The 19,990-nt window shown below is 61.8% G+C and carries 13 protein-coding genes; 9 read left to right on the top strand and 4 right to left on the bottom strand.

Annotation, left to right across the window (positions count from 1 at the left end; genetic code table 11):
* Positions 1-193 precede the first annotated feature (193 nt).
* The 6 genes from RTI28_RS23705 to RTI28_RS23680 all read left to right on the top strand — a co-directional run bounded on the left by RTI28_RS23705 (position 194) and on the right by RTI28_RS23680 (position 9,408).
* On the top strand, positions 194-2,227 hold the full coding sequence (locus RTI28_RS23705; RefSeq protein ID WP_316922719.1) for a lipase family protein: 2,034 nt from the start codon (positions 194-196) through the stop codon (positions 2,225-2,227).
* Complete coding sequence (locus RTI28_RS23700; RefSeq protein WP_316922718.1) at positions 2,220-3,014, top strand: hypothetical protein; 795 nt, start codon at positions 2,220-2,222, stop codon at positions 3,012-3,014. The genes RTI28_RS23705 and RTI28_RS23700 overlap by 8 nt, the downstream gene beginning before the upstream one ends.
* Positions 3,002-3,865: a hypothetical protein gene (locus RTI28_RS23695; RefSeq protein ID WP_316922717.1), complete on the top strand. Its 864-nt coding sequence runs from the start codon at positions 3,002-3,004 to the stop codon at positions 3,863-3,865. The genes RTI28_RS23700 and RTI28_RS23695 overlap by 13 nt, the downstream gene beginning before the upstream one ends.
* A gap of 81 nt (positions 3,866-3,946) precedes the next feature.
* Positions 3,947-4,720: a hypothetical protein gene (locus RTI28_RS23690; RefSeq protein ID WP_316922716.1), complete on the top strand. Its 774-nt coding sequence runs from the start codon at positions 3,947-3,949 to the stop codon at positions 4,718-4,720.
* Positions 4,721-4,930: 210 nt separating this feature from the next.
* Complete coding sequence (locus RTI28_RS23685; RefSeq protein ID WP_316922715.1) at positions 4,931-6,094, top strand: hypothetical protein; 1,164 nt, start codon at positions 4,931-4,933, stop codon at positions 6,092-6,094.
* The gene (locus tag RTI28_RS23680; RefSeq protein ID WP_316922714.1) at positions 6,091-9,408 is read left to right on the top strand and encodes an ImcF-related family protein; all 3,318 of its coding nucleotides are present in this window, start codon (positions 6,091-6,093) and stop codon (positions 9,406-9,408) included. The genes RTI28_RS23685 and RTI28_RS23680 overlap by 4 nt, the downstream gene beginning before the upstream one ends.
* Positions 9,409-9,439: 31 nt before the next feature.
* On the opposite strand, the gene RTI28_RS23675 is transcribed toward RTI28_RS23680, so the two are convergent.
* Positions 9,440-9,856: a RidA family protein gene (locus RTI28_RS23675; RefSeq protein ID WP_316922713.1), complete on the bottom strand. Its 417-nt coding sequence runs from the start codon at positions 9,854-9,856 to the stop codon at positions 9,440-9,442.
* Positions 9,856-11,172, bottom strand: coding sequence for an NAD(P)/FAD-dependent oxidoreductase (locus RTI28_RS23670; RefSeq protein WP_316922712.1), 1,317 nt, complete (start codon positions 11,170-11,172; stop codon positions 9,856-9,858). Before RTI28_RS23670 ends, RTI28_RS23675 begins: the two co-directional genes overlap by 1 nt.
* 396 nt (positions 11,173-11,568) lie before the next feature.
* On the opposite strand from RTI28_RS23670, the gene RTI28_RS23665 reads away from it, so the two are divergent.
* Genes RTI28_RS23665 through argE form a run of 3 tightly spaced genes read left to right on the top strand, consistent with a single transcriptional unit; the run spans position 11,569 to position 14,923 of the window.
* A complete protein-coding gene (locus RTI28_RS23665; protein WP_316922735.1) occupies positions 11,569-13,062 on the top strand; it encodes an aldehyde dehydrogenase in 1,494 nt (497 codons plus the stop codon).
* Positions 13,063-13,098: 36 nt separating this feature from the next.
* Positions 13,099-13,776, top strand: coding sequence for a DUF1028 domain-containing protein (locus RTI28_RS23660; RefSeq protein ID WP_316922711.1), 678 nt, complete (start codon positions 13,099-13,101; stop codon positions 13,774-13,776).
* Entirely contained in the window at positions 13,769-14,923 is a 1,155-nt protein-coding gene (gene argE, locus RTI28_RS23655) for an acetylornithine deacetylase (protein ID WP_316922710.1), read from the top strand. The genes RTI28_RS23660 and argE overlap by 8 nt, the downstream gene beginning before the upstream one ends.
* Before the next feature lie 103 nt (positions 14,924-15,026).
* Here argE and RTI28_RS23650 read toward each other — a convergent pair whose 3' ends face one another.
* Together RTI28_RS23650 and RTI28_RS23645 are read right to left on the bottom strand one after the other, a co-directional pair.
* Positions 15,027-15,521: a hypothetical protein gene (locus RTI28_RS23650; protein WP_316922709.1), complete on the bottom strand. Its 495-nt coding sequence runs from the start codon at positions 15,519-15,521 to the stop codon at positions 15,027-15,029.
* Positions 15,522-16,081: 560 nt separating this feature from the next.
* Positions 16,082-19,696 carry a hypothetical protein gene (locus RTI28_RS23645; protein ID WP_316922708.1) on the bottom strand — a complete coding sequence of 1,205 codons (3,615 nt, stop codon included), beginning with the start codon at positions 19,694-19,696 and terminating at the stop codon, positions 16,082-16,084.
* Positions 19,697-19,990: the final 294 nt, after the last annotated feature.

Raw genomic sequence — 19,990 nt, 5'->3', positions numbered from 1 at the left:
TTTTGGTTGGGAGCTGAGCTTTGTACATGTTCTTGCGCTAGCAAAATAGGATGAATTCGCCGCTCTGACTCTGGCGAAATATTTCTTGAGTTATTTTTTATTGGGTTACCAGTGCAGCTTTCGTTCGCGCCCAGAAAAGTGAATTCGTTTCACCGATCACGCAGTGTTGAAGTGTAAATAAAGGAAAGAAAAGATGAATGAATATCGACATCGAACAGACACGCTCAATAGCTGCAAGGTCGTGACGGTTGGAAAGCAGAAGCGTCACTGGCTGGAGTTCCAGTTGCTCGATGAGCAAGGCGAACCGCTGGCCAATATGCCTTATCGAGCGCTCAACGAGGCTACCAGGACCGGCTGTGTGCCCGAGTTCGCCGGGCAGAGCGACGAGCAGGGTGTCATTCGCCTCGAAGGCTTGCATCCATTGCCGGTAACTTTGCTGATGCAGGCTGATCCCTTTGCCAGGGAATTGCAGGGGCGCCGCTTGCGCGCCGAGCGTGCTGAGCCGCCAAGACCCACCATCGGTGAAGATCTGCCGCTATATGGGCCGCAGCGTTCCGGCTTTTCACCGCTAGAGCAGCAGGCGCATGAGGCTGGGCATGAATATCACTACCTGCGTATCGGTCAGTTGTGTGATCGACTTCCTTCACTGACGCCACCGTTGCCCGATGAGAAGAACCCGCCGGAATATCATTTTCCGGATAAAAGCTTTGGCGGGTTTACTGTCGAGTATGAGCAACTGAATCGTCGTCATGTGCTGGAGGTTTGTCCGTTTCGAGCGTGGTCATTGGTACTGCACCACCAAGCGGAATACAGCCTGGCAAACGCTTACAACCTGGGGCTGATGAGTATTCTGGCGTACAGTTCCGGAACAGTGGAGGAGTTTGGTTCTCCTGAAGAGTTGTTCATGCGTCAAGGCCTAGATCTGTCTCGTAGTCCAAAAGTTGTGGATGGTGGGCAAATGTGGCCTTGTCTGGTCGTGGACGTTCCATTTGATGAACGCTATACCGTCGCGAAATTTCTGAATACTAAAGAAGCAGACCAACCGGAAGGTGATACACAACTATTTTATGCTGTGAATGCGGCTCAAGTATTAGTTGCCTGGCGTGGAACCGCGACGCTGCAGCATCTAATTACAGACTTGACTTTTCGTCCGGTTGAGTCGAAGTCCCAGTCCGGATGTGATGAGGCTGTCCCATGTAAAAATTTGACTTCGGATGGAAAGGTTCATTTGGGCTTTCGGGATGCCTTTGATGTCGCCAAGGGTATTTTTCTAGACCATCTTGAAGTAATTATTGCTGACGAGAGCCTGGAAAAAGATTTTTTTATTTGTGGGCATAGCCTCGGGGGAGCGTTAGGGATTATTCATGCCGCTGATCTGAAGGTTAATAACCCGGTTTTATATACATATGGGATGCCAAGGACCTTTAGCCTGAAAGCTGTCCAGTCCCTCGAGGGTCTTACGCATTTTCGTCATGTAAATGATATGGACCCCATCCCGAGTGTGCCTGCAGAGGTGGAGTTGGATAACTATCTGTATGAAATATATGGGTTGCTTGGAGTAACGCTCGGATTCGCATGGTCTATAGGGCAGTTGGCAACAGGAAGTTTCGTTAAGTTCGGAGACCCTTACGCCCATCATGGCGAAACAGCCGCGTTCTATAAGGTTACCCAGCACATCCAGGAGCGAGGCTCAATTTACCCTGCTTATAGGAATAAAGATGGTCTTGGCGCACCCTATTACACTGCCGTCTCTCGGCAGCTCCAGCATAAAACAAAACTGTATCTGGTTCCTGCGTTGAGCATAGAGAAAGATAAGTGCGCGGAGGAAAATCAGAAATCGTTCGTTGATTCTTTGAGTGAAGAAAGTCGTGCCAGATTTTTCCCCAGAAACGAAAATTTGAAAAAAGGCAGGATTGTAAAGATTCTTGATCATCGGATGTCTTCTGACTATCAGCCTTATATTCATAATCAGCTTTTAGAAGCCATAAATCCTGAGCGCATGCATCAGAGAAAAAAACATCGAGATGTATTTGAGCAGCAGATGGCCGACAATCATGCACGCATTAATGTTGCGGAAAGAGACCGTAATCGTGCTTTCATTGAACTTCAAAACATGATCGGTCGTTCTTTGCGAATAACGTCCCGACTTGAAGGTGGGCCAGAGGCACTGGAGCGATTCGACAGGGTAGCAGATACCAAAAGTTTCCATGAGGCCATAAATGTTTGAAAGTCTATCAGGCTATATGCGTTATCTGACGATTTTGGGGTGCGCTCTATTTTTCGCTGCGTCCAGTTATGGTGCGGATCGAGGTTTTGATTTTGCCCATGACGGTGAGCGAATAGTTGTCAGGATAAATCTTCAGGATGATTTAAAATTGCGGCAGATGAAGGCTATCTATCGATCTACGGTTTGTACCTTTTCTGATTACACCGCTAGCGGAGTAGAGTACAAGCGAGATGGTTATAACAATACTGTCCTGCAGCCTTCTCAAGAAGGTGAAAGCGATATTTATACTGCAATTGTCGCGGCTGACGGCGGCGGGGCGTGTCAGTGGAAATTGAGCAACTTGACATTTGGCGTAGATTATAAGTATCCGGAACTATTCGGAAGTGATTTCCAAGTTTCTGGCGCCGGCGGAGTTTCGGTTGCATTCGATGATAATCGCCCCCAGCATGGGGCCAGCCATGAACTGGTAGAGGGGGATCTAGATATCATAGAGGACTACTACTTATGGGTCTCCGATCGCGCAGGGTGGCAGCCTAGGAAATTCGTAGGCTTGTTCTCAAATAATGACATTTATCTTTCGTACAAGGCGAAGCACGCCAAGTCAATTTATTTTGAACCCCGTCTCTATTCAGATTACGTAGTTCATTCCTCCTTTCCTGAAGTTAAGGTCAAAGGAAGTCGCTCGGTTTTTACTTATCCTGACGGCAGTGTGGTTTCGGATGGGAGTGACTCTCCGGATTACAACAAGCTGCAATGTATTCGGCTCGCTTCTGGATGCAAGGACTGATCGCTCAGGTGAGTTCTCAGCTAACTGAATATGCCAAGGTTTTCCGTAAAGGTCTGAGTGATTACGTTTGGAGAGGGCTTATGCGTAGTTTGATAATTTTTGGATGTACCTTGCTTTTGGCGATGCCCAGTCACGGTCTGGAGCGAGGTTTTGATTTTTCCCAGGGTGGCGACCAAATAGTTGTCAGGGTCAAACTTCAGGAGGATTTGAAGTTGCGCCAGATGAAAGCTATCTATCGATCCAGGATTTGTACCTTTCTCGACTATAGCGCCAGCGGAGTGGCGTCTGAGCGTGACGGTTACAATAATACTATTCTGCAGCCGTATCGAGATGGTGAAAGCGATAATTATAAAGCAATCCTTGTGATTGACGGCGGTGGGGAGTGTCAGTGGGAATTGAGTAACCTGACATTTGGTGTTGATTATAAGTATCCCGAAAGGTTTGGGAAGGATGTTCAGGTGGCAGGCGCTGGTGGAATTACCGTTGTCTTCGATGATAATCAACCCCAGCAAGGGGGAAGCCACAGAATGGTGGAGGGTGATTTGAATATTGTAGAAGATTACTACTTATTGGTCTCGGACCGCCCAGGACGTCACCCCAGAATAAATGTAGGCTTGACGGCAGAGGATGGTGTATATCCTTCTTATAAGGCGAAAGCTGCCCGCGTAATTAATTTCGAACCGCGCTTGCACTCCTCCTATGTAACGTATTCCTCTCGTCCCGAGGTAAAGGCCAAAGGAGGCCATGTAAAATTTACTTACCCTGATGGTAGTGTGGTGGCGGATGGAAGAGTTCGGCCAGACTTCAAGAGGCTCCAATGCATTCGGCTCCCCTCTGAATGTGACGGCTGATTGCTCAAGTGGTACTCGAATAGCCACCAGTGCCAAGATTTTATTAAAGGTATAATGATGGAGTTTTTTCGAAGGGGTTTGATGCGTAATTCGATTGTATTGGGATGTGCTTTGCTTCCCGCTATGTCTACTTACGGCCTGGATCGAAGCTTTGAATTTTCCCAAGGCGGCGACCAAATAGCCGTCCGGGTAAAACTTCAGAGTGATTTAAAGCTGCGCCAGATGAAGGCCATCTATCGATCGAAGATTTGCACTTTTCTCGATTATACCGCTAGCGGGGCAGCGTACAGTCGCGATGGTTATAACAATAGTATTCTGCAACCCTCTCGAGAAGGTGAGAGCGATATTTATACAGCAATGCTCGCAGTCGACGGTGGTGGAGAGTGCCAGTGGAAGCTGAGCAACCTGACATTCGGTGTTGATTATAGATACCCCGAACGGTTCGGAAATGATATTCAGGCCGCTGGTGCTGGTGGAGTTACTGTTGTTTTTGATGATAACAAATCCCCTCGAGGTGGAAGCCATAAGGCAGTCGACGGCGATCTGAGTATCACCGAAGATTATTATTTGTGGGTCTCGGACCGCGAAGGGCGCAGGCCCAGGAAAAATGTGGGACTTTTTTCAAACAGTGGTATTTATATTTCTTGTCGGGTCGAAAATGCCAGGGTAATTTATTTTGAGCCGCGTCTGCATTCGTCTTATGTTGTTCACTCCTCTTTTCCAGAGGTTAAGTTAAAAGGCAGTCGTTCGACTTTTACTTATCCTGACGGTAGTGTTGCTGCAGATGGTGATATCTGGCCGGACTTCAAAAGGCTTCAATGCATCCGGCTTCAATCTGAATGTGAGGGTAATTAAGCTAGCCTTCTGTCGAATAACCGAAAGCCAGAATCTTCTGAAGAATCCGAACCGCCAAAGAGGGAATAACTCATGTTCCAGGGTTTCATATTGCTATGTGAAAAGAACACCGGTGATAGTGGAGTAGCGTCTACTCGTTTCGTGAAAGCGGTCGACCCAGACGACGATCAGTTGATCTTCAACGTAACCGTTGGCAAGAGGGACTAAACCATGGGCTGGAATCGTCAACCCTCCGAAACAACGGACATCCCTTCACCACTTTCTCCCTCCCGCTGGATCACCTCGCTGGTGCTTGCCGGCCTGGCCGGGGGCTGTCTGTTTCTGCTGCATGCCTCGCAGCGTCTGTCGATACTCGAGAACGTCAATATCTGGCTGTTCTCCTGCGTACCTTTGCTCATGCTGGCGCTGGCTTTCGCCGTGCGCGCCTATCGCTATGGCGGAGCCCTCGGCCATCAGCAGTTTCTCGCAAGTGAAGCCCAGGCCGCGCAGTCGAGTTGGCTGGCATGGACCGGGCGCCACCTGTCGGTATATGACAGCTGTCTGCTGCTGCCCGAGCAGATGTCCGCCGCAGCGTTGGCCAGGGGCGTGAAGGACCTGCCACTGCATACCGGGGTGGCAAAGCGTCTGGAAATGCTGCCGAGCGATCCCTTCGACCGGCTTCACCAGAGCCTGCTGCTGGTGCTCGAAGCGTTGCAGCCTTCGCTGGAGGGCTCGGGGCTCGGCGATCAATTCAAGGTAACCATTCTCAGTGATCTGGGGCCGCAGGCCGATGCCGACGTTGCCGACGCCTGGTCGCGTGTCTGGGAGAACGTTCTGGGAGACCAGGCCAAGCCCACCCTGGTCCAGGTCGAAGCACTGTCCCTCGATTGGATCGAGAAGAAGATCAACGAGGACAATCATTACCTTGAGCTCATCGTGGTGTTGCAACTCGGCGGCGCCGAGCGTTACTCCGATGCACTTGCGGCTTTGCTGGTCTGTCTCGATTGTTCACCCGTGCCGGGCGAAAGACCGGTCAAGGCACGACTTTTGCGCCCGATGCCACTGGATGTCGGCGATTTGGCCGGCGAAGTGTCTGGATTCATGCAGTCCCAGGTCGCCGCCCGTTCCGCGACAGGCGTACTGGCCGATGTCGCCGAGTGGCACGGCGCCAGTGGCGCGATCCTGGCTCGCAACCGGGAGCTGAAAGGCGCTTTGCAGGTAGGTCAGCAGTGGAATCAGGAAAGCCTGTGCGGCGTACCCGGTCCCTTCAGCAGTTGGCTGGGCATGGTGCTGGGCGCCGAGTTGGCGCAGCACCGCCAGGAGCCGTTGCTGGTACTGGGCAAGGAAGAAAACGCGCACTGGATCACCACCATCACCCGTGAGGAGGCTGCATGAATTCTACGGCTGATGCCTGGCGTTTCGCCGGGGCGGCATTGCTGCTGTCGATGCTCGTTGCCACGCTGGTGGCACTGGCCTGGGCTTTCGGCGATGCGATAGGCCTGCACACGGTTGGACACAAGCTGCTGGCTGTCCTGCTGGTTTTCGGCTGCCTGCTCATGCTGTTCCTGATACCGAAATTGCTGACGGTGCTGGAGCAGCGACAGCACCGGCGGCAGGCCGTGGACAACAAGGCGTTTCCGGCGAGGGATGTACGGCGTGTTGTTCCGGTTGAAACGAGATCCGTCCTCAGCAGATTGCGAGACGACGTCAGGGGGCATTACGGCCCCTTCTGGCGCCGCAAGACCCGTCTCCTGCTCCTCGCCGGCGAACCCGCCGAAATCGAAGCCATCGCCCCAGGCCTCACCGAGCAACGCTGGCTGGTCGGCGAACGCACCGTGTTGCTCTGGGCCGGCAGCCTGCGCCATGACCCCGATCCGGCGGACCTCGCCCTCTGGCGCCGCCTTAGCCGCTGGCGCGGCCTCGATGGCCTGGTCTGGGCCCTGACCCGCGAGCAGAGCCTCGACGACAACGCCATGGGCCTGGCCCAGCAGAACCTGCGCGCCCTGGCCCGCGACCTGCACTGGCATCTGCCGCTGTATGTCTGGCAGGTCTGCGAAAGCAAGTGGTCGCAGGCCGGGCGCGAGTCGTACGCGGTCGGCTGCACCCTGCCGGCGAAGGCCGGGGCAGGGACGTTGCAGCACGAACTGTCCGAGCTGCTGGCGCCGCTGCGGGTCACCGGGCTGGCGCAGATGAAACAGAACAAGGACATGCGCCATGACTTCTGCCTGCGCCTGTCCGCCGAGCTGCGCCGCGAGGGCATCCAGCGCTGGCCGCATGTGCTCGGCCCCTGGCTGAACGAGGCGATCCGTGGCGTGACCCTGCGCGGGCTGTGGTTCAGCCAGCCGTTCGCGCCGCGCAGCGAAGCGAAACTGGGCCACCTGTGGCTCGCCGACAACGCCTGGCAAGGCGTGATCGCAGACCGCACCCACCCGCGCCGCCTGGGCTGGCAGACCCCGCGCATCGTGCCGGTCGGCCTGCTGCTCCTGGCCCTGATCTGGGGCGCCGGCATGGCCCTGTCCTTCACCAGCAACCGCGCGCAGATCGCCGAGATGCAGACCACCCTGGCTACCCTCGACCAGGCGGAGCAGGGCGATGCGCAACTGCTGGCCCTGCACGAACTGGTCCGCGAACTGGCCCGTCTCGATCACCGGACCCAACACGGCACCCCCTGGTACCAGCGCTTCGGCCTGAACCAGAACCAGGCCCTGCTCGACACCCTGTGGCCACGCTATGTCGAGATCAACGCACGCCTGCTGCGCGACCCGGCCGTGGCCCTGCTGCAAAGCCGCCTGGACGCCCTGGTTCGCCTGCCCCCGGACAGCCCCGAACGCGCCACCCGCGCCGCCGCCTCCTACGACCAGCTCAAGGCCTGGCTGATGCTGGCCCGCCCGGAAAAAGCCGATCCCGCCTTCCTGGTCCGGGTCATGGGCGAGTTGGAACCGGAACGCGCCGGCTTCTCCCCAGGCGCCTGGCACACCCTGGCGCCAGGCCTGTGGCAGTTCTACGCCGAACACCTCGAAGCGCACCCCGCCGTAGCCCTGGAACCGCGCCTGCTGCTGCAGGCCCGCCAGGTCCTGATCGGCCAGCTCGGCCAGCGCAACGCCGAGGCCAGTCTCTACCAGCAGGTGCTCGACAGCGCCGCCACCCATTACCCGGACCTGCCCCTGGCGCAGATGCTCGGCGAGTCCGACAACACCCTGTTCAGCAGCCAGAACAGCGTGGCCGGCGTGTTCACCCGCCAAGCCTGGGAAGGTCATGTACGCGAGGCCATCGACAAGATCGCCGAGGCCCGCCGCGAGGAAATCGACTGGGTCCTCAGCGACAACCACCAGGAGCTCGCCGCCGAACTCAGCCCCGATCAACTGAGGAAACGCCTCACCGCCCGCTACTTCCAGGACTACAGCAGTGCCTGGCTGACCTTCCTCAACAGCCTGCGCTGGCAGCGTGCCGGCAGCCTCGCCGAAGTGATCGACCAGCTCACCCTGATGAGCGATGTGCGCCTGTCGCCGCTGCTGGCCCTGATGGACACCCTGGCCTGGCAGGGCCGCGCCGGCACCCGCGAGCAGGCCCTGGCCGATTCGCTGCTGCAGTCCGCGCAGAATCTGCTGGGCAAGGAAAAGACCCAACTGGTGGAACGCGCCGCCCAGCACCTGGACAGCCCGCTGGACGACACCTTCGGCCCGCTGCTCAACCTGCTGGGCAAGGACGAGGCCCAGGGCGAACGCCTGAGCCTGCAGGCCTTCCTCACTCGCGTCACCCGCGTGCGCCTGAAGCTGCAGCAAGTCAGCAACGCCGCCGACCCGCGAGAAATGACCCAGGCCCTGGCGCAGACGGTGTTCCAGGGCAAGAGCGTGGACCTCAGCGATACCCGCGCCTACGGCAGCCTGCTCGCCGCCAGCCTTGGCGCGGAATGGGGCACGGTGGGCGAGACACTGTTCGTGCAGCCGCTGGACCAGGCCTGGCAGCGGGTACTGCAACCTTCGGCGCAAAGCCTCAACAGCCAGTGGCAGCGCTCGGTGGTGGACGAATGGCAGCGCGCCTTCGATGGCCGCTACCCGTTCGCCGCCACCGACAGTGATGCCTCGCTACCGATGCTCGGGCAGATGATCCGTTCCGACTCGGGGCGCATCGACCAGTTCCTGCACAGCCAGTTGAGCGGCGTATTGCGCAAGGAAGGCAGCCGCTGGGTCGCCGACCCGCAGCACAGCCAGGGTCTGCGTTTCGATCCGAAATTCATCGAGGCGGTGAACCGGCTCAGCCACTTGGCCGATGTGCTGTACACCGACGGCGGTCTGGGCTTGAGTTTCGAACTGCGTGGCAAACCGGTGCGGGATATCGCGGAAACGATCTTTACCCTGGACGGCGAGAAGCATCACTACTTCAACCAGCGCGAACGCTGGCAGCGCTTCATCTGGCCGGGAGCGGGCGAGCATCCGGGAACGCGGGTGACCTGGACCAGCGTGAATGCCGGTACGCGACTTTATGGCGACTACCAGGGCGTCTGGGGCCTGATCCGTTTGCTGGAGCAGGCCAAGGTGACGCTGCTGGACGACGGCGCGAGCCGCTATCGCCTGGAACTGCTGGCGCCAGACGGCCGCTACCTGACCTGGCACCTGCGCACCGAGTTGGGCGCGGGGCCGCTGGCGTTGCTGGAGTTGCGTAGTTTCAAACTGCCGAAGCGGATCTTTCTCGACGCCAAGGGCGCTTGAAACCCTGGGGCCGCAAAGCGGCCCCAAGTAATTACTCCTGCTCCGGCACCACCGCGATCACATCGATCTCCATCAGCCACTCCGCCTGCGCCAGCCCGGCCACCACCAGCCCGGTGGAGATCGGGAACACGCCCTTCAGCCATTTGCCCACTTCCCGGTACACCGGCTCACGGAAGCGCGGGTCGGTGATGTAGGTGGTGGTCTTGACGATATGCGACAGGTCGGAACCGGCCTCTTCAAGCAGTTGCTTGACGTTCTTCATCGCCTGTTCGGCCTGCGCCCGTGGATCACCCAGGCCCACCAGGTTGCCCTCGAAATCGGTGCCCACCTGGCCGCGCACGTAGATGGTGTTGCCGGCGCGCACAGCCTGGCAGAGGTCGTTGTCCAGGGTCTGGTTGGGGTAGGTGACCTTGGTGTTGAACATGCGGATGCGGGTATGCGTTGCCATCAGTTGACTCCCATGAGACTGGCTTTTTCAGACGATTGGTGGTGGGCGGCGCCCTGGCGCTGGTCCTTGTCGCGGTAGGCCAGGTAGGTGCGCTGGGTGGCGATGTGCCCGGCGACATGCTTGGCGTCGTGCCACACGCCCCAGATGAACGACGAACCGCGGCGCGACAGCCACGGCAGGCCGACGAAGTACACCCCCGGTTCGCTGGACACGCCGCGCTGGTGCTTCGGCTTGCCGTTGGCATCGAAGGCGTCCACCGCCAGCCAGCTGAAGTCCAGGCCGTAGCCGGTGGCCCAGATCACCGAGGTGACGCCGGCCTCGGCCAGGTCCAGTTCGCGGATCGGCCGGGTGATGCATTCAGGGTCGGCCAGGCGTTTGCGCGCCTCTGGCTCTTCCGGCAGGTCGAGGCCGTTGCGCGCGACGTAGGCGTCGGCGGCATCCAGCAGGGCCAGGTAGTTTTCGTCGCCGCGACGGATGTTCTCCGCCAGGTTGTCCTGGAAGCGCGCCACGCCGTCATGGAACGACTCGGTCAGGCCGACCAGGGTCATGCCCTGGTGGGCGAGGGCGCGGAAGTCCACGGTATGGCCGCCGCGGGCGCCGCTGACGGCGATGGTCACGTGTTCGCGACCGGGCTTGGCGATCTCCGCGTCCCATTCGCCGAGCACCCCCAGCCACCAGCAGAAATCACGGTTGCGGTAGCTGCGCGGCGGCCGGTCGTGGGCGCCCACCGAGAGGTAGACCTTGCGTCCGGCACGCATCAGCTCGTCGGCGATCTGCACGCCGGAGGAGCCGGCACCGACCACCAGCACCGCGCCTTGCGGCAGTTGCTGCGGGTTGTAGTAGGCGGCGGAGTGGATCTGGTGCAGGTTGCCGTCCTGCGGGGCGATGGCCGGGATCACCGGGCGCTGGAACGGGCCGGTGGCGGCCACCACGCGGTTGGCGCGGATCGTGCCTTCGCTGGTTTCGATGGTGAAACCGGGACGGTCGGCGTTGCGCAGCACCTTCTTCACCTCGACACCGGTGCGGATCGGCAGGTTGTACTTCTTCACATAGTTTTCGAAGTAGTCGGCGACCTGGTCCTTGCCGGCGAAGGCGTCGGCGTCGAGGTCGAATTCCAGGCCGGGGAAGCGGTCGTGCCAGACCGGGCCGTTGGCCACCAGCGAATCCCAGCGTCCGCTGCGCCAGGCTTCGGCGATGCGGTTGCGCTCCAGCACCAGGTGCGGCACGCCGAGCTTGCTCAGGTGTTCGCTCATGGCCACACCGGCCTGACCGGCGCCGACCACGAGGGTATCGATTTCGAGAGTGTTGAGTGTCATGTGCATGCCCTGTCTTGTAGGCGTTCTTGTTCAGGGCGGTCGTCGAACCGCCGTTGCCTGGGGCCAGACTAGGGATGTGGGGGATTTCGCGAAAATAGTAATTAGCTGGGGATTGCCGATAAAAAGGCGAAGGGGTCAGGCGGTCACGCTGTTGTAGGAGCTGGCTTGCCTGCGAAGGACCGCGGCGCGGTCCCGGACCTCACTGCTATCCGGGACCGCGCCGCGGTCCTTCGCGGGCAAGCCACGCTCCTACGGTGGTATGTCTGTTGCCTGGCTGGCCACTTTTTTCCTATGTCCCGACCACATATTTCATCGTTTTCCCGCCGCCCCATGTCCCGCACCATCTGCCCGAACAGCAACAACAACGGGCCGCATGACGGTCCTCAGGGAGAGCATGTGTACGACCTCGGCTACTGGCAGCAGCAGGCTGCGCGACAGGCATTCATCGACAAGGCGCTGATCGGCGGACGGCAGCTCGGCGCCCAGTCCGGCGCCACCTTCGACGCCATCGACCCCGCCACCAACCGCTTGCTGGCCAAGGTTGCCGCCTGCGGCGAGGCGGAGGTGGACCTGGCCGTGGCCAGCGCGCGCCAGGCCTTCGAGCACGGCCCCTGGGCGCGCATGGCGCCGGGCGAGCGCAAGAAGGTGCTGCTGCGCCTGGCCGAACTGATCATGAGCCACCGCGAGGAACTGGCCCTGCTCGACTCGCTGAACATGGGCAAGCCGGTGATGGATGCGTTCAACATCGACGTGCCCGGCTCGGCGCAGGTCTTCGCCTGGTACGGCGAGGCCCTCGACAAGCTCTACGACCAGGTCGCGCCCACCGCGCACAATGCCCTGGCCACCATCACCCGCGAAGCCCTCGGCGTGGTCGCCGCGGTGGTGCCGTGGAACTTCCCGCTCGACATGGCCGCGTGGAAACTCGCCCCGGCCCTGGCCGCCGGCAACAGCGTGGTGCTCAAGCCCGCCGAGCAGTCGCCGTTCTCGGCCCTGCGCCTGGGCCAGCTGGCCCTGGAGGCCGGCTTGCCGGAAGGCGTGCTCAACGTGGTCCCGGGCCTCGGCGAAAGCGCCGGTCGCGCCCTCGGCCTGCACCCGGACGTGGACTGCCTGGTGTTCACTGGCTCGACCCAGGTCGGCAAGTACTTCATGGGCTATTCGGCGCAGTCCAACCTCAAGCAGGTCTGGCTGGAGTGCGGCGGCAAGAGCCCGAACCTGATCTTCGACGACTGCCAGGACCTCGACCTGGCCGCCGAGAAGGCCGCCTTCGGCATCTTCTTCAACCAAGGCGAGGTGTGCTCGGCCAACTCGCGGCTGTATGTGCAGCGTTCGATCCACGACGAGTTCATCGAACGCCTGCTGGCCAAGGCGCGCCACTGGCTGCCCGGCGATCCGCTGGACCCGGCCAGCCGCGCCGGGGCCATCGTCGACGGCGAGCAGACCGCGCGCATCGTCCGTGCCATCGAGCAGGCCCGGGAGGAGGGCGGGCGCCTGCTGTGCGGCGGACGCCAACTGAGCTTCAACGGCTCCAGCAACTTCATCGAGCCGACCATTTTCGCCGGCGTCGACAACGATATGCGCCTGGTCCGCGAAGAAGTCTTCGGCCCGGTGCTGGCGGTGAGCGCCTTCGACAGTGAAGAGCAGGCCATCCAGCTGGCCAACGACAGCATCTACGGCCTCGCCGCCTCGGTCTGGAGCGACGACCTCAACCGCGCCCACCGCGTGGCCCGGGCGCTGAAAGCCGGCACCGTGTCGGTGAACACCGTGGATGCGCTGGACGTGGCCATTCCGTTCGGCGGCGGCAAGCAGTCCGGTTTCGGCCGCGATCTGTCGCTGCATTCCTTCGACAAATACAGCCAGCTGAAGACCACCTGGTTCCAGTTGCGTGGCTGACCATTCCTTTCTCTCGACTGTTTCAGGGAGCAGTACATGACGTTTTCCATCATCGGGCGCTGCCCGGAAACCGGCCAGGTCGGTATCGCCATCAGTTCCTCCAGCATTGCCGTCGGCGCGCGCTGCCCCTGGGTCCGCGCCGGGGTCGGCGCGGTCTCGACGCAGAACATCACCCTGCCGGCCCTCGGTCCGCAGATCCTCGACCTGCTGGAGCGCGAGCAGGTGCCGCCGCGTGAGGCCCTGAGCCGGGTGCTCGGCGCCAATGGCTGGAGCGAATACCGCCAGGTCACGGTGATCGACAGCCATGGCACGGTGGCCCTGTTCACCGGCCAGGAGGCCCTCGGCGTGCACAACGCGGTGGCCGGCGAGCAATGCGCGGCGGCGGGCAACCTGTTGTCCGGCGTGCAGGTGATCGAGGCCATGGTCGCGGCCTTCGAACAGGCCCACGGTCATCTCGCCGACCGCCTGCTGGCGGCCATGCATGCGGCCATGGCCGCCGGTGGCGAGGCGGGGCCGGTGCACTCGGCGGCGTTGAAGGTGGCCGGCGAACTGACCTGGCCGCTGGTGGACCTGCGCGTCGACTGGGCCGAGCACGACCCGATCGGCCAGCTCGATGCCCTGTGGCAGGCCTACCGCCCGCAGATGCAGGACTACGTGACCCGCGCCCTCGACCCCACCGCGGCGCCGAGCTACGGAGTGCCGGGCGATGAGTGAGATGCGCAGCCGCGAGCTGCTGGGGCGGCTGATCGGCTTTCCTACGGTCAGCCGTGATTCCAACCTGGCGTTGATCGGCTTTGTCCGCGAATACCTGGCGGACCTCGGCGTGGACAGCGAGCTGTTCCACAACGAGGACGGCAGCAAGGCCAATCTGTTCGCCACCATCGGCCCGCAGGACCGCGGCGGCGTGGTGCTGTCCGGGCATACCGACGTGGTTCCGGTGGACGGTCAGGCGTGGACCGTCGAGCCGTTCGTCATGAGCGAGAAGGACGGCCGCCTGTATGGCCGCGGTGCCGCCGACATGAAGGGCTTCATCGCCTCGGTGCTGGCCGCGGTGCCGGCGTTTCTCGCCGAGCCGCTGCGCATTCCCGTGCACCTGGCGTTCTCCTACGACGAGGAAGTGGGTTGCCTCGGCGTGCGCTCGATGCTCGCGGCGCTGGCGCAGCGCCCGCACAAGCCGACCCTGTGCCTGATCGGCGAGCCCACCGGACTCAAGCCGGTGCTTGGGCACAAGGGCAAGCTGGCGATGCGTTGCCAGGTGCAGGGTGCGGCCTGTCATTCGGCCTATGCGCCCTATGGCGTGAATGCCATCGAATATGCCGCGCGGCTGATCGGCAAGCTCGGCGAGATCGGCCAGCGCCTGGCTGCGCCGGCGCTGCACGACGAGCGTTTCGACCCGCCGTACTCCACGGTGCAGACCGGGGTGATCCAGGGGGGGCGGGCGTTGAATATCGTTCCGGCGGAGTGCGAGTTCGACTTCGAAGTGCGGGCCTTGCCGGGTTTCGATGCGCAGGTCGTGGCCGATGAACTGGAACATTTCGCCGAGACCGAGCTGCTGCCGAAGATGCACGCGGTGCAGGCCGATACCGGCGTGCGCCTGCGCCCGCTGAGCGCCTACCCGGGGCTGGCCACGCCGGCCAACAGCGAGGCGGCGCGGCTGCTGGCGCTGCTCAGCGGCTCGGACGATTTCGGCACTGTGGCCTTCGGTACCGAAGGTGGCCTGTTCGAACAGGCGGGGATTGCCACCGTGGTCTGCGGGCCGGGGAGCATGGACCAGGGGCACAAGGCGGACGAGTTCGTCAGTGTGGAGCAGTTGCGCGGGTGCGATGAGATGCTGGGGCGGTTGGTGGGGTATCTGCGCTGATCGCAAGATCGGCCCGGAAACCTGTGGGAGCTGGCTTGGCGGGGCGCCGAACCGCAGCTCCCACAGGGTGGTGGCCTGAAGTAGTCTGGATCAATGCATGCGACTACCGTACGGGCACTTTGAACGTTCTGCTGGCGCTGACCTCACAGACCGGGTCCGTGACCTTGAGCTGTGCCGTATCCCGGGTGCCCAGATCGACGCCCAACTGCGCGGACTGTCCGGTCGTGGCGTCCGCGCTCGATGCCGGTACCCATTCGAATCTGATCCGGCCGCTGTTGGTCGTCGACGCGCCAGCGTCGAGATACAGCTTGCCGTGAGAGGAGTTCGCCTGCTCCGTCACATTGATCGTCAAGGGCTTTCTCTTCGCCGGCCCGTGTTCCCAGGCTCGCCGCTTATCGTCGGAGCCGACGGTGGTAAAGGCCTGACCACCGATCGTGAATGTCGGGTTGGGGGGCTGGTCCAGGCCATATCGCTGGTAAATCTCGTAATCGTATGGGGTTTGAAAACAGCTTGCCGGCATGCCGGCCTGTGCACTGGCGCTGAAATGCGCAGCGACCAGAAAACCCAGACTCGGCAGCAGAGTGTGCTTGATGTCCATTACGTGCTCCTGTCTCTGTGAAAGGTTCGGGATAACGACCTCAGGTTCTCCGACGATCTGCAACGTTCCCCAGCGCCTTGGCCTCGTCGGGTGGCAGCAGGCGCCGGGCGGTGACCCGGCCGTTCAGCAGGTGTTGCACCGCGCGGCTGTCGCCACCTCCGAGGTGGCTGAACAGATTGAAGAGCCAGAGCGGTGGAGTGCACAACTGGCAGAAATATCAGGTAGGGCGGGGTTGGTAGGGAAAGGGCAGGGGATTCAAGGAGATGCCTTGAGGCGATTTATACGAATGCCTGTTTGCCAATGATGGCCGTAGGAGCTGGCTTGCCTGCGATCGGCGGCGCAGCCGTCGTAAACCCTGAATCCGCAGTAACCCTGGAACACCGCGGATACCGATTTACGCCTGCTTTGCAGCCGATCGCAGGCAAGCCAGCTCCTACGGGGGGCGTGGTAGCGACGCAGTTTGTTGTGTTGATCCAGATCCGGTGCCGATCGAACCGCAGCGATGAGGCCAGAAGCAGCAATGATGCTGTCCAGTCTGGCCACATCACCGGCCGCGGCATTCAGGTGTGGCGCTGCTCCACAAGGTTCTCCAGCACCTCGGCCTCGGCGACGGAGAGCAGGCGGCTGGCGGTGACCCTGCCGTTCAGTTCGTGCTGCACGGCATCGCTGTTGCCGCCGCCGGGGCCGATGCCCCAGGTCACCACCTGGCCATTCGCGGTCAAGGCGGCAAAGGCATTGCCATTGCCGTAGATCGCCCGCACATCCACCAGCCTGGCGGCGACGCTGGAGGTATCACCCCCGGCGGTCCTGTCGCCCCAGGCGACCACCGTGCCGTCGCTGCACAGCGCGGCGAATGCGTTGAAGCTGCCGACGACCTGGACGATGTTCGATTTGCCGGCGACTTCTTCGGTGATCTTGCCACCCTTGGCTTCCGCACCCCAGGCGACCACGCGCCCGTCGCTCAGGCGCGCGCAGAAGGCATACGCCGTTGCCGTGATCTCCACCACATTCATCAGCGGTGTCAGCGTCTCGGGTATCTTTCCACCTGAAGTCGAGGCCCCCCAGGCCTTCGCTTCACCGGTGTCGAGAATGATGGCGAAGGCCTGGTGCGAACCCGCGCCGAGCGACCTGACGTTGGTAAGCCGGGCAATCTCCGTCGGCACGTCGCCCCCCGCGCCATGTGCGCCCCAGGCAATGACCCGGCGTGAACTGCCGTTGTCGCGCAGCGCGGCGAAGGCGCCCTCGTTGTTCTGGATCTGGACGATGTCGTCCATCGCTTCCTGGCCCGGAAGCAACCGGCCACCACGCTCCTCGTTGCCCCAGGCCACCACGTGCCCGCTGGCACGTCGCCCGGCGAATGCAGCGACCGCGCCGCACAGATCGACGTAATCCTTGTGCCGCAGGATCCTGTCCGGTACCGGGACACCACCGTTTGGGTTGCCCCAGGCATACAGCCCGCCCGCGCTGTCGCGAGCGACGAATGCCCAGTGGCTGCTTCTGACCTGGACATAGTTTCCTGAAATGCTTGGCGGAACGCCGCCAGTGCTCGAATGTCCCCAACAAACCAGGTTGCCGGTGCGCAGACGAGCGACATAGGAGGAGCCTGTTGCGGAAATCTCCGCTATGTTCTTGATCTGCTTCAGGCTGTCATTCAGCGTGCCGCCATAGAGCGGCGTGCCCCAGGCCACCATGTCGACCTCGATACCCTGTTCGCCCAGGACTTCGTCACGCATCGCGACGAAGACCGCGCTGCCGCCCGGAGGGTTGCCAGCGCCATTGCCGATGATGTTCGCCGCCCGGCACTCCCAGGTTTCGCTGGTACTGCGCGCGAACAGCTTCAGCCAGGGCTTGGCGTCGATCCAGTAGCTCCTGGCCGTCCATTGCTGGCTGTCCTCGTAGCGCCATTCGACCAGCATCGGCCTCAGGGTGGTGTCATGCAGGGCCGTGAGTATCCGCGGCGTGGCTCCGGCGCGGGCGATGCTGGCATTGAAGCGCGCGCCCATGATCCGCACTGGCCCGCTGCCGATGTCCGCGCTGATGTCGTAGCCGGCAATCGCCGAATGCTGGATCGGCCCTCCCGCGGCGCGAACGATCTGGTAATGCAGCTCGATACGCCTGCCGACACTGGCGTCGATCACCCCATGGGGCACCGTGAGGACCAGGGCCTGGCCCGCCTCGCCGTCCTCGATGCAGTGTTCGATGCTCATGTTGCCGCCCGCCGCATCGCTGGCCAGGCGCAGGGTCACCCAATCACCCGTGGCGAACCGGGCCTCGGCGGCAATGCGCACGCTGGCGCCCTGGACCACGTCATCGGGGGCGAGTTGGTTGCCGTCGGCTTCGAGTATTTCCGGCAGTGGCAGCGACCCCTCGCGGGTACCGATGCTGAAGCGGCCGATCACCGATAACTGCGGTGGCGCGTCCGGGCTTTGCACCCGGTACGAAAGTTCGATATCCGCGCCGAGGTTTGCCTCGACCTGGGCGGGCGTCATGCTGAACAGCACCTCCTGGCCCACCAGGGGCGGGCTGATGAGCATGGAGTCATCGTGCTGCGGGCCGTTGCTGGCACGCCAGAGCAGGTACACCGTCTGCCCGCTGCTCATGCCCGGCCAGGGCGGCACGACGATGTCCAGCAGGCCTGGCAGATCCGCGGGATCGAGCACGCCGCCTTCAGCCGGAGGTCGGGTGAACGGGGCCGGCAACTCACCGCGGGCTTCGCCCACACTGAGTCGTTCGCGTTCGGATTCCAGTTCGAGACCGCTGCCCGAGCCTTTGCTCAGGGTGTAGTGGACGCTCAGCGTGCCGCCATCCAGTGGCGCGATCAGCTCGTCGCCGGCAATCGGAAAGAGCATCGGCTGGCCGGCGTTGCCGCCGCTGACCCCCCGCACGAAGGTCCTCAGCAGCGGGGTACCGTTGGCGCGGATCCCCAGCCAGGTCAGGCTCACGGTATCGTCGGCCTCGAGGGCCGCGCCGGGGACGATGACCGTGGTCGCCGCCAGGCTCGGGTCGAGCACGCCTTCCACGGCATCGCTCACCGTCGGCTTGGGCAGGCGCTGTTCCTCGCCGAGGAAGGTCACGAAGGCGCGCCGGGAGACGCCGGCGGCAGCGTCGTCGCGGGTCACGGCGTAGGAGGCGACCCCGCGTCCGCGTCCCAGGCGTTTCATATCGGCATTGGGTAGGTAGAACCTCAGGTTGCTCGGCACGCGCACCACCGTCTGTTCGGGGGGCGTGACGATCACGTCCTCGCCCTGGGCGGTGGTGCCGACCCACTTCAGCGCGACCACATCGCCCTCCAGAAACGCGCCACCTTCCACGACCTGGACCTCGACCAGCAGATCGTCCTCGCCGAGCACGTCGAGGTCGATCACGTCGTAGGGATCGGCCGCCGGATCGGGGTTCTCGATCATCGGTGCATTGAACAGCCCCTTGCCGACTTCCACATGCACCAGGGTACGCATCGACCACTCGCTGGACGGGTTGTGCACTTCGTCGCGCACGCGGTAGACCAGTACCAGTTGGTTGCTGTCGCCGGCTTCGAGGATTACGTCTTCGCTGACCAGGATCTCCAGCGAGCCGGCGTCCACCTCTTCCTGCGTCACTTCGTGCTGCAGCAGTACACCGCCCCAACTGAAGGTGATGGTGTCGAACACACGCATATTGGGGTAGGCGCTGATGGTGACCTTGATGCCGTTCTTCGCCGCTTCTTCATCGATGATGCCGCTGGTTGGCAGTTCGGGTTCAGGCGCGGGGAGGTTCTGGTGGCCAGGCAGATCGGGTTCGGGGTCGATCCCTCCCGGAAGCACAGTGCGCACCAGCACCGCCAGGGGCAGGGACTCGCCGCCATTACCGCCCCCGGAGCGAGTGATCCTGGCCCAGACGTCGCTGATGCCGTCGGGGATGAGGTCGGCGCTGATGAACAGGCCGAACTTGTCACCGACATGCTCGTCGAGCACCCGGTCGCCGGCGACGGGGCTGTCGGGGTCGCCCCAGAACACATCGACCCAGTCGCCTTCCTGCATGTTCAGGTAGGGCTGGACCTGGACCAGCAGGCCGTTCTCGTTGGAGATCAACATGCCGTGGTTGACCCCGCCGTCGGCGCCTTCGGTTTGCAGCGGGACGATGAGGCCGGGGATGAGCAGGGGGTCGAGGTTCAGGGGAGTGCTTTCATCGCGGGTCATGAGGTTTCTCCAATCCTGTCGGGCCGAGGGGGCTGAGCAGATTGAAGATCCACTGCGGTGGGGCGCACAACTGGCAGAAATATCAGGTAGGGCGAGTGTGATGAGGAAAGAGCAGGGGATTCAAGGAGATGCCGTGAGGCGATTTGTACGAATGCCTGTTGTCTGGCAGGAAACCCTGTGGGAGCGGGCATTGCCCGCGATGAGGCCGGCACTGACAAAGGTGGTGTCCGGAACTACGCCATCGCGGGCAACGCCCGCTCCCGCAAGGATTACTGGGCCGGCCGCAAGATTCCG

Source organism: Pseudomonas sp. zfem002, from assembly GCF_032621685.1.
GTDB classification, from domain to species: domain Bacteria; phylum Pseudomonadota; class Gammaproteobacteria; order Pseudomonadales; family Pseudomonadaceae; genus Aquipseudomonas; species Aquipseudomonas japonica.
The sequence above is the reverse complement of the archived record's forward strand: the minus strand, read 5'-3'. Positions and strand labels throughout refer to the sequence as shown.